The sequence below is a fragment of the Streptomyces sp. NPDC021749 genome (genome assembly GCF_040640655.1).
In the GTDB taxonomy this organism is placed as follows: Bacteria; Actinomycetota; Actinomycetes; order Streptomycetales; family Streptomycetaceae; genus Streptomyces.
Genome location: NZ_JBFACE010000029.1, coordinates 32,137 through 44,613, shown reverse-complemented (window position 1 = coordinate 44,613; position 12,477 = coordinate 32,137). Strand labels below are relative to the sequence as shown.

General features: G+C 73.4%; 11 protein-coding genes and 2 pseudogenes. 11 read left to right on the top strand and 2 right to left on the bottom strand.

The genetic code is table 11. The annotated features are described in order from the left end of the window. Positions 1-46: 46 nt before the first annotated feature. Positions 47-526: a DUF5709 domain-containing protein gene (locus AB0G35_RS25625; RefSeq protein ID WP_360953924.1), complete on the top strand. Its 480-nt coding sequence runs from the start codon at positions 47-49 to the stop codon at positions 524-526. Between the two features lie 66 nt (positions 527-592). Here the strand turns inward: AB0G35_RS25625 and AB0G35_RS25620 are convergent, their stop codons facing one another. Beyond that, the gene (locus AB0G35_RS25620) at positions 593-757 is read right to left on the bottom strand and encodes an isochorismatase family protein (RefSeq protein ID WP_360953921.1); all 165 of its coding nucleotides are present in this window, start codon (positions 755-757) and stop codon (positions 593-595) included. A 50-nt stretch (positions 758-807) separates the two neighbouring features. Then, positions 808-1,359, bottom strand: a pseudogene (locus tag AB0G35_RS25615) (DNA polymerase ligase N-terminal domain-containing protein); the annotation flags it as partial. Between the two features lie 197 nt (positions 1,360-1,556). Between AB0G35_RS25615 and fdh the strand changes: the two are divergent. From fdh to AB0G35_RS25565, 10 genes and pseudogenes are all read left to right on the top strand, one after another. Then, positions 1,557-4,826: a formate dehydrogenase gene (fdh, locus tag AB0G35_RS25610; RefSeq protein ID WP_360953918.1), complete on the top strand. Its 3,270-nt coding sequence runs from the start codon at positions 1,557-1,559 to the stop codon at positions 4,824-4,826. Further along, positions 4,823-5,740, top strand: coding sequence for a 4Fe-4S dicluster domain-containing protein (locus tag AB0G35_RS25605; RefSeq protein WP_360953915.1), 918 nt, complete (start codon positions 4,823-4,825; stop codon positions 5,738-5,740). The genes fdh and AB0G35_RS25605 overlap by 4 nt, the downstream gene beginning before the upstream one ends. Next, positions 5,737-6,765, top strand: coding sequence for an NrfD/PsrC family molybdoenzyme membrane anchor subunit (gene nrfD, locus AB0G35_RS25600; protein ID WP_360953912.1), 1,029 nt, complete (start codon positions 5,737-5,739; stop codon positions 6,763-6,765). Before AB0G35_RS25605 ends, nrfD begins: the two co-directional genes overlap by 4 nt. Before the next feature lie 48 nt (positions 6,766-6,813). Continuing rightward, entirely contained in the window at positions 6,814-8,103 is a 1,290-nt protein-coding gene (locus AB0G35_RS25595) for an NAD(P)/FAD-dependent oxidoreductase (RefSeq protein ID WP_360954103.1), read from the top strand. 110 nt (positions 8,104-8,213) lie between these two features. Further along, positions 8,214-9,176: a Ku protein gene (locus AB0G35_RS25590; RefSeq protein WP_360953909.1), complete on the top strand. Its 963-nt coding sequence runs from the start codon at positions 8,214-8,216 to the stop codon at positions 9,174-9,176. 41 nt (positions 9,177-9,217) lie between these two features. After that, positions 9,218-9,532, top strand: coding sequence for a DUF6479 family protein (locus tag AB0G35_RS25585; protein WP_360953906.1), 315 nt, complete (start codon positions 9,218-9,220; stop codon positions 9,530-9,532). 58 nt (positions 9,533-9,590) lie between these two features. Further along, positions 9,591-10,256 carry an HAD family hydrolase gene (locus AB0G35_RS25580; protein WP_360953903.1) on the top strand — a complete coding sequence of 222 codons (666 nt, stop codon included), beginning with the start codon at positions 9,591-9,593 and terminating at the stop codon, positions 10,254-10,256. Positions 10,257-10,430: 174 nt separating this feature from the next. Further along, positions 10,431-10,658, top strand: a pseudogene (locus AB0G35_RS25575) (hypothetical protein); the annotation flags it as partial. 145 nt (positions 10,659-10,803) lie between these two features. Next, positions 10,804-11,448 (top strand): diguanylate cyclase, encoded by a 645-nt coding sequence (locus AB0G35_RS25570; protein ID WP_360953900.1) that lies wholly within the window; start codon positions 10,804-10,806, stop codon positions 11,446-11,448. Between the two features lie 38 nt (positions 11,449-11,486). After that, complete coding sequence (locus tag AB0G35_RS25565; protein ID WP_360954100.1) at positions 11,487-12,461, top strand: SMP-30/gluconolactonase/LRE family protein; 975 nt, start codon at positions 11,487-11,489, stop codon at positions 12,459-12,461. Positions 12,462-12,477: the final 16 nt, after the last annotated feature.

The following is a 12,477-nucleotide window of genomic DNA, read 5'->3' as shown; positions in this document are numbered from 1 at the left end:
GCCGCACCCGGCGGCGGGCCGAGCGGACGGGAGAGGGAGGGCGGTCATGTCCGACGACGCGATGGGCGACGAGGTCTACCAGCCGCCCAGCTCCGACCCCCAGGACAACCCCAACGACCTCGACATGGAGGACGCCCTCGACGAGCCCGACCTCGATGCCATGCTGGACACCGGCTATTCGCCGCCCGAACGGCCCTTCGTGGTCAACCACGACGGCACCACGGCACGGGAACTGCACGACCGCGAGTCGCTGGAGCACCGGCTGGCCGTGGAGGTGCCGGACGTGCTCCCGGTCGACGGCGACGGCATCGGCGATCTGCCGGGCGGCGTGGGCGAACCGGTGGATCTGGAGTGCGGCGAGGAGCGGGCCGGCCGGCTCGTGGGCACCGACGAGGGCTTCTGGCGCGGCGGCAGCGACGACATCGCCGCCCGGGACGTCGGCATCGACGGCGGTGCGGCGTCCGCCGAGGAGGCCGCGGTGCACATCGCCCGCGACGACGCGGGGGACGGGGAGCCGGAGGTCTAGCCGCCCGGGCCCGAGATTCCTTCGCCGTACCTTTCACGCCGTCCGCCGGGGGGATTCCGGCGGGATTCAGAAGATTTCCCCGGCGGTGGACCTGACGATACGGGCCCGCATATTGCGTTCCATCATGCGCAGCGCGGCTTCCGCGAGATCCCGGTGAATGTGGGCGCAGGCGTCCTCGACGACGATGACGTTGAGATGCCGGATATGGGCGTCGAGCGCCGAATAGAGCACGCATTGTTCGGTGACCTGGCCGCAGAGCACGATCGTGTCGATGCCGTGCCCCGGCGGGCGTCGGGGGTGCCGCGCCGTTCGGCTCGTTCGTCGTTCTCCTTGACCAGCAGCCAGGACTCCCGCTTCCCGGGGTCGTCGCCGCCGCGGAACCGGGTGAGCGCATAGCCGCCGTGCAGTTTGCTGCCGTCGAGCCAGAAGGACGCGTGGCCCTGCTCCAGTGCCTCGCCGAAGGTGCGGGGGCGGCCCTTCCTCCTCCCGGGCAGCGGCCGGTAGCTGCCCTCGTCCCAGACGATGACGGTGCCCGCGCCGTACTCCCCTTCCGGGATGACGCCCTCGAACTCCCGGTACTCCAGCGGATGGTCCTCGGTGGGCATGGCCAGCCGCTTGTCCTGCGGGTCGGTGGACGGGCCCTTCGGCACCGACCAGGACTTCAGGACGCCGTCGACCTCCAACCGGAAGTCGAAGTGCAGGGTGCTCGCGTCGTGGATCTGCACCACGAAGCACGGGGTGTCGCCGGAGGAGGGCTGCCCGCCCCGCGGCTCGCGGGTCCGGTCGAAGTGCCGTTTGCCGCGGTACGTCGTCAGTCCGTTCCTGCCACTCACGGGTCGGCCCGCCTTTCCTCGGATGCCGCATCTCTCACTGTGGCGCGCGGCGGGCGGCGCCGCACGTGCGCCCCGGGGCCCGACCGCGGCTCTTCGCGTGCCCGGTCGGGTGAGTAACACGCCCGCCAAGGGGCACGCGAGGGCCGCGGGAGGCAGTTTGGCTCCCGGCCGCACGGCGCGAGGTGCTTGGAGGAGCCATGGGCGTGGGGAGGCTGCTGCGTGACTGGCCGGTGTACCGGCAGCTGACCGGCGGCGATCCGCTGGGCCGCGGACGCGCCGCGATGTCCGCGCGCACCGAGGCGCTCCGGCCGCGGACGGACACCGCCGACCGGGTGGTGAAGTCGGTCTGCCCGTACTGCGCGGTCGGCTGCGGACAGCAGGTGTACGTCAAGGACGACCGGGTGGTGCAGATCGAGGGAGACCCGGATTCGCCGGTCAGCCGGGGCCGGCTGTGCCCCAAGGGGTCGGCGACGCTCCAGCTGACGACCGGGCCGTCCCGGCGCCACCAGGTCCTCTACCGCCGGCCGTACGGCACCGACTGGCAGCCGCTCGACCTGGACACCGCCATGGACATGATCGCCGAGCGGGTGATCGAGACCCGCCGGGACACCTGGCAGTGGGAGGTGGACGGCAAGCGGGTGGCCCGCACGCTCGGCATCGCCAGCCTGGGCGGCGCGACCCTCGACAACGAGGAGAACTACCTGATCAAGAAGCTGCTGACGGGTCTGGGCGTGGTCCAGGTGGAGAACCAGGCCCGGGTCTGCCACAGCTCGACGGTCGCGGGTCTGGGCACCTCGTTCGGGCGGGGCGGGGCGACCACCTTCATGCAGGACCTCCAGCACGCGGACTGCATCGTCATCGAGGGCTCGAACTTCGCCGAGGCGCATCCGGTGGGCTTCCAGTGGGTGATGGAGGCCAAGGCCCGGGGCGCCCGGATCATCCATGTCGATCCGCGCTTCACCCGCACCAGCGCACTGTGCGACCTGCACGTGCCGATCCGGGCCGGCACCGACCTCGCCTTCCTGGGCGGGCTGATCCACCACGTCCTGTCCGAGCAGAAGGACTTCCGCGAGTACGTCCTCGCCTACACCAACGCCGCCACCCTGATCAGCGAGGACTTCCGGGACACCGAGGACCTCGGCGGGGTGTTCTCCGGCCTGGACGAGGAGGGCCGCCGCTACGACCCGGCGAGCTGGCAGTACGAGGGCACCGACGTCCAGGCCCCGGCCGGCGACGTCGAGCAGCTGCACGACCGCCGGCTCCAGGACCTCCGCCAGGCCTCCCACCACGCCCCCGGCCACGCCGAGACCCACGGCTCGGGCGGCCCGCAGGCCGCCGCCGCGGCGCCGCAGGACCCGACGCTTACCCACCCCCGGTGCGTCTACCAGATCCTCAAGCGGCACTACGCCCGCTACACCCCGGAGCTGGTCGAGCGGACCTGCGGGATCCCGCGCGAGACGTTCCGGCAGGTGTGCGACGCGCTGACGTCGAACTCCGGGCGGGAGCGGACCAGCGCGTTCGTCTACGCGGTCGGCTGGACCCAGCACGCGACCGGCTCCCAGTACATCCGGGCCGCGAGCGTCCTGCAGCTGCTGCTGGGCAACATCGGCCGCCCCGGCGGCGGCATCCAGGCGCTCTGCGGCCACGCCTCCATCCAGGGCTCCAGCGACATCCCCACGCTGTTCAACCTGCTGCCCGGCTATCTGCCGATGCCGCATGCGCACGCCCACGAGGACCTGGACACCTTCGTCGCGGCGAGCCGCACCGACAAGGGCTTCTGGGGCGATATGCGGGCCTATTTCGTCAGCCTGCTCAAGGCGTACTACGGCGCTGCCGCGACCCCGGAGAACGACTTCTGCTTCGACCACCTGCCACGGCTGACCGGCTCGCACAGCACCTACGACACCGTCGTGGCGCAGCTGGACGGCGTCTGCAAGGGCTACTTCCTGATGGGCGAGAACCCCGCCGTGGGCTCCGCCAACACCCGGCTGCAGCGGCTGGGCATGGCGCGGCTCGACTGGCTGGTGGTCCGCGACTTCTCGCTCATCGAGTCGGCGACCTGGTGGAAGGACGGGCCCGAGATCGACAGCGGGGAGCTGCGCACCGAGGACATCGGGACCGAGGTGTTCTTCCTGCCGGCCGCCTCGCACACCGAGAAGTCCGGGTCGTTCACCAACACCAACCGCTGGCTGCAGTGGCACCACGCCGCCGTCGAGCCGGACGGCGACGCCCGCAGCGATCTGTGGTTCATGTACCACCTGGGCCGGCGCATCAAGGAGAAGCTGGCGGCGTCCACCGACCCGAGGGACCGCATGGTGCAGGACCTGACCTGGGACTACCCGGTCGAGGGCGAGCACCGGGAGCCGGTCGCGGCCGCCGTCCTCGCCGAGATCAACGGCCACGGCCCGGACGGCGCCCCGCTGAGCGCCTACACCGAGCTGAAGGACGACGGCTCGACCCGCTGCGGCTGCTGGATCTACTGCGGGGTCTACGCGGACGGCGTCAACCAGGCGGCCCGCCGCACCCCGCACACCGAGCAGGACTGGGTGGCCGCCGAGTGGGCGTGGGCCTGGCCGGCGAACCGCCGGATCCTCTACAACCGGGCGTCCGCCGCCCCCGACGGCACGCCCTGGAGCGCCCGCAAGGCGTATGTGTGGTGGGACGCCGGTGCGGGCCGCTGGACCGGCCGCGACGTCCCGGACTTCGTGCCCGACCGGGCGCCGGACCACGTACCGCCGCCCGGCGCGACCGGGCCGGACGCGCTGCGCGGCGACGACCCGTTCATCATGCAGGCGGACGGCAAGGGCTGGCTGTTCGCCCCGTCCGGGCTGCTCGACGGGCCGCTGCCGACCCACTACGAGCCGCAGGACTCGCCGTTCGGCAACGCCCTCTACCCCGACCGGCCGCGCTCCCCCACACAGCAGCGGTACGTCCGGGAGGGCAACCGCTACCACCCCAGTGGCGGCGAGCCGGGCGCCGAGGTCTTCCCGTACGTCGTGACCACCCACCGGCTGACCGAGCACTTCACGGCGGGCGGGATGAGCCGCTGGTCGTCCCATCTCGCCGAGCTGCAGCCGGAGTTGTTCTGCGAGGTGTCCCCGCGGCTGGCCGCCGAGCGCGGTCTGACGCACAACGGCTGGGCGACGATCATCACCGCCCGGAACGCCGTCGAGGCGCGGGTCGCGGTCACCGACCGGATCAGGACGCTGACCGTGCACGGCCGCGAGGTGCACCAGATCGGGCTGCCGTTCCACTGGGGCCCCAACGGGACGGTCACCGGCGACGCGGCCAACGAGCTCATGGCGATCGTGCTGGACCCCAACTCGCACATCCAGGAGGACAAGGCGCTCACCGCCGACATCCGCCCGGGCCGCCGGCCGCGCGGCCCCGCCCTGCCCCGCCTGGTGGCGGAGTACCGGCGGCGCGCGGGCATCACCGAGCACACCGGAGAGGACCGACGGCCATGACCGACAGCCTGCTCAGCGGCCCGGAACCGGACCCGGCCGGCGACGCCGGGCACACCGGTGCCCCGCCCCGGGTCGGGTTCTTCACCGACACCTCCGTCTGCATCGGCTGCAAGGCGTGCGAGGTGGCGTGCAAGGAGTGGAACGCCCTCCCGGAGGACGGACTGACCCTCACCGGCATGTCGTACGACAACACCGCCGGGCTGGGGGCGTCCACCTGGCGGCATGTGGCCTTCATCGAGCAGTCGAAGCCGCATGCCCCGGTGCCGGCGCCCGAGGGCCGTACGGTGCTGCCGCTCGCCGCGGACGCGGACCAGTCGGCCGGCGGTGACCTGCGCTGGCTGATGTCCTCGGACGTCTGCAAGCACTGCACCCACGCCGCCTGCCTCGACGTCTGCCCGACCGGCTCGCTGTTCCGCACCGAGTTCGGCACCGTGGTGGTGCAGGAGGACATCTGCAACGGCTGCGGCTACTGCGTCCCGGCCTGCCCCTACGGCGTGATCGAGCAACGCCCCTCCGACGGCCGGGCGTTCAAGTGCACGCTCTGCTACGACCGGCTCGGCGCCGGACAGGAACCGGCCTGCGCCAAGGCCTGCCCGACCGAGTCGATCCAGTTCGGCCTGCTCGACGAGCTGCGCGAGCGCGCGGCACTGCGGGTGGACCAGCTGCACGCGGCCGGGGTGGGCGAGGCCCGCCTCTACGGCCACGACCCGGCGGACGGGGTCGGCGGGGACGCGGCGTTCTTCCTGCTGCTGGACGAGCCGGAGGTCTACGGACTGCCGCCGGACCCCCAGGTCACCACCCGGGACCTGCCCGCGATGTGGCAGCACGCCGGCGCGGCGGCGCTGTCTCTGGCGGCCGGCTTCGCGCTGTCCTTCGCGCTGCCCGCGGTGCGGCGAGGGAGGGGACGGCGATGACCCGGCCCGACAGGGTGGACGACCGGTGCGCACGGCGGCCCCGCAAGGGCGAGGAACTCATGGTCCCGCGCGCCGAGTTCGACTCCTACTACGGCCGGCCGGTCATCAAGGCTCCCTCCTGGTCGGCCCGGGACATCGCCGGGTACTTCTTCCTCGGCGGCCTGGCGGGTGCCGGCTCGGTGCTCGCCGCGGGCGCCCAGCTGACCGGCCGGACCACGCTGGCGACCGGGATGAAGGTCTCGTCGCTGGCGGCCGTCTCACTGTCCACCGCGGCGCTCGTCCACGACCTCGGCCGGCCCGCCCGGTTCGGCAACATGCTGCGCGTGCTGAAGCCGACCTCGCCGATGAGCGTCGGTTCCTGGCTGCTCAGCGGCTACGGGCCGGCGGCCGGCGCGGCGGCGGTGTGCGCGGTCGGCGGGCGGCTGCCGCGGACCGGTGCCGCCGCCACCGCGACCGCCGCGGCGCTGGGGCCGGCCGTGGCCACGTACACCGCCGTGCTCACGGCGGACACCGCGGTGCCGGCCTGGCACGGCGCGCACCGCGAACTGCCCTACCTCTTCGCGGCCTCCGCGACCGCCGCGGCGTCCGGCATGGCGCTGGTGCTGGCGCCGCCCCGCGAGACGGCGCCCGCGCGCTGCGCCGCCGTCCTCGCCGCCGCTGCCGACGCGGCGGCGACGCGGGCGGCAAAGCGGCGGCTGGGGATGGTGGCGGAGACCTGGCGGGAGGGCCGGGCCGGGCGGCTGCTGCGCGGGGCGGAGCTGCTGCTCGGCGCCGGGGCGCTGACCGCGGCGCTCGGCGCCCGCCGCTCCCGCGCCGCGGCCGTCGCCGCCGGGCTGGCGCTGCTCGCCGGGTCGGCGTGCACCCGCTTCGGCGTCTTCGCCGCCGGGATCGCCTCCGCCGAGGACCCGGCGTACACCGTCGTCCCGCAACGCGCCACGAAGGGGCCGTCCGACGGACCGGGACCGGGACCGGACCCGGCCACCGCCCGCCCGGACGGCCGGGAAACACCGCAATCGACCGACTGACCGTCCTCGACCGCAGGAGTCCACGTGCAACGACGTCGCCCTCGGATCGTGATCGTCGGAGCCGGTTTCGCCGGCTACGAATGTGCCCGCACACTCTCCCGGACGGCCAAGGGAGCCGCCGAGATCGTGCTGCTCAACCCCCATGACTACTTCCTCTACGTACCGCTGCTGCCGGAAGTGGCGGCCGGGATCCTGGAGCCGCGCCGGATCTCGGTGTCGCTGACCGGGACCCTGCCGGGCGTCCGGCTCGTCCTCGGGCAGGCCCACGACCTGGACCTGGACGCCCGCCGGGTGGCGTACACCGACCCGGAGGACCGGGAGGGCACGCTGGACTACGACCGGCTGGTCCTCACCGTCGGCAGCGTCAACAAGCTGCTGCCCATCCCCGGTGTCGCCGAGCACGCCCACGGCTTCCGGGGCATGCCCGAGGCGCTCTACCTGCGCGACCACATCACCCGCCAGATCGAAATGGCCGGGACCGCCGAGGACCCGGCCGAACGGGCCGCCCGGACCACCTTCGTGGTCGTCGGCGCGGGCTACACCGGCACCGAGGTCGCCGCCCACGGCGTGCTGTTCACCGATGCGCTGGCCCGGCAGAACACCGGGCTGCGGGACGGTCCGCGGCCGCGCTGGCTGCTGCTGGACATCGCCGACCGGCTGCTGCCGGAGCTCGACGAGCGGCTCTCCCACACGGCCGAGCGGGTGCTGCGCGGCCGCGGGGTGGACGTCCGTACCGGCACGTCGGTCAAGGAGGCCACCCCGGACGGGGTGCTGCTGGACGACGGCGAGTTCGTCGACAGCCGCAGTCTGATCTGGTGCGTCGGCGTCCGCCCGGACCCGCTGGTGGCCTCGATGGGGCTGCCCACCGACCGGGGGCGGCTGTGCGTCGACGAGTACCTGGGTGTGCCCGGGCGGCCGGAGGTGTTCGCCTGCGGTGACGCGGCGGCCGTCCCGGATCTGACCCGGCCGGGCAAGGTGACGCCGATGACCGCCCAGCACGCCCAGCGGCAGGGCAAGGTCGCGGCGCACAATGTGGCGGCGTCCTGCGGCCATGGCACCCCGCGCGCGTACGAGCACCACGACCTGGGGTTCATGGTCGACCTGGGCGGGGTCCAGGCCGCCGCGAACCCGCTGCACGTCCCGCTGTCCGGCCCGCTCGCCGGTGCCGTCACCCGCGGCTACCACCTGATGGCGATGCCAGGGAACCGGGTGCGGGTGGCCGCCGACTGGCTCCTGGACGCGGTGCTGCCCCGCCACGGCGTCCAGCTCGGCCTGGTGCGGTCCTGGTCGGTGCCGCTGGACACCGAGACACCGGAGGTGGCCCGGGTGCCGCGCTAGACCTGCCCGGATCCGGCGGCCGGCCCGCGCCGGGATGCGATCACCGCCGATCGGTCGTGCCATGGAGAGGACCAGGCCCCTGGCACGTCCGGTGCGAAGAGGTGCGATCCATGGCACGACCGGTGTGGAGCGGTGCGCTGACCTTCGGGCTGGTCACGCTGCCGGTACGGCTGTACACGGCGACGGACAGCCACACCCTCCACTTCCACCAGATCCAGCGCGGCACCTCCGACCGGGTCCGCAACCAGCGGGTCAACGAGCGCACCGGCGAGGAGGTCGCCGCCGACGACATCGTCAAGGGGCTGGACGCCGGGGACACCTACGTCCTGGTGGAGCCGGAGGAACTGGCGGACATCGCCCCGGGGCGGTCCAGGGCGCTGGAGATCAGCGGATTCGTCGACCTGGCGGAGGTCGAGCCGGTCTGCTTCGACCGGACCTACTACCTCGGCCCCGGCGGCAAGGAGTACGCCAAGGTCTACGCGCTGCTCCAGCGGGCCCTGGACCGGTCGGGGAAGGCCGGGATCGCCACGTTCGTCCTGCGCAACCCGGAGTACCTGGCCGCCGTCAAGGCCGAGGACGACGTGCTCGCGCTGCACACCCTGCACTGGGCGGACGAGGTGCGCGACCCGCACCGGGAAATCCCGGACCTGCCCGCGAGGTCGAAACCCGCCGAGAAGGAACTGAAGACCCCGCTCCAGCTGATCGAGGCGCTGGCCACCGGATGGGATCCCGAGGAGTACCACGACACCTATCAGGAACGTGTGCGCCGGCTCGTCGAGGCGAAGAGCAAGGGCGAGACGGTGGATAAGGAGGCGGAGGCACCGGAATCCACCCATGTCATCGATCTGATGGAGGTCCTCAACGCCAGCCTCGACACGGCGAAGGGCAAACGAAAGGCCGCGCGGGCGAAGGGCGGAAAGCGCCGCACCCCGCCGGCGGAAAAGCGCGGTACTGCGCCCTCGGACCTGGAGCAACGCAGCAAGACCGAGCTCTACGAACTCGCCACCGAGGCCGGTATTCCCGGCCGTTCGTCGATGAACCGGGGCGACCTCATCAAGGCCCTCTCCGCGTGATTCCGGCGCTTGTCCGGACAGGTGCCGGGTATCCGCCCGGAATGGAGAAGCTGACCGTGGAAACCACGTATCCGTCCGCGCCTCTCGCCGCTCCGCACGGAACGAGCGGCGCCCTGCTCACGATCGTCGGTGTCCTCGTCGTCGCCCTGCTGCTCGCGGCGTTCGTCCGGGGCCGGCGCATCAGGAAACGCGAGCCGGGCCCGCCCCGCCCCGAGTCACAGCCGCGGCTGCCGCACGGCGGGCCGGTCGGCGACGTCGTGGAGCGCCGCGAGCCCGATGAACTCCCCCGGACCGACCACCGGCGCACACCGCACGAACTGAAGGGCGACGGCATCGAGTCCCGGCGCCGCGAGTAGGGCAGGTCCGGCGCTCGGCATTTCCGTTCAGCCCCGGCCGCTGCGAAGGAGGCGCACCATGACCGCGGACCGCAGAGCCGCCCTGTTCGACATGGACGGCACCCTCGTCGACAGCACCTATCTGCATGCCGTCACCTGGTGGGAGGCGTTCCGCCAGGCCGGCCACCGGGTGCCGACGGCCGCCGTCCACCGGACCGTCGGCATGGGCGCCGACCACCTCATCGGCCATCTGCTGGGCCCGGACCGGGACCGCGAGGGCGATGCCGCGATCAACGCGGCGCACAAGACGCTGTTCGCCGAGTACTGGGACCGGCTGGCGCCCCTGGACGGCGCCGCCGAGCTGCTGCGGGCCTGCGCGGGGCGCGACTGGACGGTGGTCCTGGCCAGCTCGGCGGGCGGCGGCGAACTGAGCGCCATGCGGGCCGCGCTGGACGCCGAGGACGCGCTCACCGCGGTCACCGGCGCGGACGACGTCGAGTCCAGCAAACCCTCCCCCGACCTCGTGGAACAGGCGCTGGCGCAGGCCGGCACCGAGCCCGCCCGGGCGGTTTTCGTCGGGGACACGGTGTGGGACATGAAGGCCGGTGCCCGGGCCGGGGTGCCCTGCGTGGGCGTGCTCACCGGTGGCTACTGCCGCGCCGAGCTGCTGGACGCCGGTGCGCGGGAGGTCTACGACGGGCCGGCCGCCCTCCTGGCGCGGCTGGACTCGTCGCTGCTCAAGTGACCGGCCCGTCGCTGCACAAGTGACCGGCCCCGTCGCCGCGCAAGTGACCGGCGCCGTCGCTGTGCAGGTAACCGGCGCCGCTGCGCAAGGGAAGGGCCGTGCGGGTGAAATCGCCGTGCCGGCCGGCGGCATGGCGGTCTCCGCCCGTAGCGGCCCATCGAGTATCCAGGAGCCATGGCCCTTCGTCATCCCGTGGACCGCGGCGGTAACGAGCGGGGGCGGTTCGCCGAACTGGCCGAAAGAGCCTCGCATTTCACCAGTTCCCCGCTCTTCTTCGTGCTCTGCCTCGTTCTGATCGCCCTGTTCCTCGCCGTTCACCTCGCCCATCTGTCGCTGGCTTGGCAGCTGCCGGCGGGGGACTTCATGACCGCGGTGACCCTGCTTCTCCTCGCCCTGCTCAAGAATTCCGAGCTGCGGGCGGAACATGCGATCCAGCGGAAACTCGACGCCGTGGCGGCGGCCTTGCTGGAGTCCCGCGAGAGCCGGGGCGGAAAGGCCGCCGAGGACCTCTCAGGAAGGCGATCCGAATGGAGGAGGAGACGTAAGCATGGACCTCACGAAAAGCCCGGTCGCCCGGGCCTGGCGCGGCCGGCGCCGGCTCACCGCGCCCGACATGCCGCGCCGGCCGATGGACGTCGAGGACGCCAACCGCCGGTTCCTGCTGTACGGCGTGCTGCCGCTGTGGCTCGTCCCGTCGGTGGCGGACTGGGCCATGCACCGGCGCACCCGCATCGAGGACACCACGGGGGTGCGGGAATCGGCGGTGCACGCGCTGATGCTGACCGAGGCCGGGGTGCCGCTCGCGATGGGCCTGCTGGCCAGGATCAATCCGCTCGTCCTGACGGTCATGGGCGGTGCCGCGCTGGCCCACGCCGCCACCGCCCTGTGGGACGTCAGCCTGGCGGACGGCGAGCGCGAGCTGCACCCGGTCGAGCAGCACATCCACAGCTTCCTGGAGGTCCTGCCGCTGACCGCGCTGGCGTTCTTGTGCACGCTCCACGCCGACCAGACCCGGGCCGCCCTGCGCGGCGGCCGCGGACCCGACGACTGGAAGCTGCGGCCCAAGGAGAAACCGCTGTCCGCCCGCTATCTGGCCGGCCTCGGCCTGGGCGTCGGCGCCTGCGTCGTGCTGCCGTACGCGGAGGAGATGACCCGGTGCGTCAGGGCGGCCCGGCGTCGGCGCGGCCGGTGAGCGCCGTCCAGGGGGAGCGGGCCGCGGGCGGGGGGCCGCTGCCGCTCCCGCCGGCGCGGATCGTCGCTCCCGGGATCGAGGGGCCCGAGGACGTGGTGGCCGACGCCGACGGCAGCGTGCTGACGGGCGCCGCGGACGGCACGATCTGGCGGGTGCGGCTGCCGGAGGCAGGAGCGGCCGACCGGACGGCCCGGGCGGAGGCCGTGGGCCACACCGGCGGCCGGCCGCTCGGTCTGCATCCGCTCCCCGGTGGCGAGCTGCTCGTCTGCGACGCCTACCGGGGTCTGCTGCGGCTCACACCCCGGGACGGGACGGTCCGGGTACTGGCCGACGAGGCGGCCGGCGGGCCCCTGCGGTTCTGCAGCAATGTCACCGCGGCGCCGGACGGCACGGTCTACTTCACCGTCTCCAGCTGCCGCTACGGCCTGGACGAGTGGCCCGGCGACATCCTGGAGCACCTCGGGACGGGTCGGCTGCTGCGGCTGCGGCCCGGCGGAACGCCCGAAGTCCTGCTGTCGGGGCTGCAGTTCGCCAACGGTGTGGCGCTGGCGCCGGACGGGTCGTTCCTCGTCGTGGCCGAGACCGGCGCCCGCCGGCTGCGCCGCTACTGGCTCACCGGGCCGCGGGCCGGCCACTGCGAGACCCTGGCCGCGGACCTGCCCGGTTACCCCGACAACATCTCCCTCGCCGACGACGGCATCTTCTGGGTGGCCCTCGCCGGGCCGCGCCAGCCGGCCCTTGAGCTGGTGCACGCCCTGCCGCGCCCGGTGCGGCGCGCGGCCTGGCGGACGATACAGCGGGTGCGCCCCTTCCCGCCGCCGCATCCGACGGTGCGGGTGCTGGGGATGCGCCCCGACGGCCACCCGGTGTGGGACCTGCGCGCCGCCCGGTCGCCGTACCGGATGGTCACCGCGGTCTGCCGTACGGGCAGCCGGCTGGTCCTGGCCAGCGTCGCGCAACGCGGGGTGGCGGTGTGCCCGCTGCCCGGTGCGAAGTCGCTGACCGGGCACTGAGGAGGCAGGCGCCGGC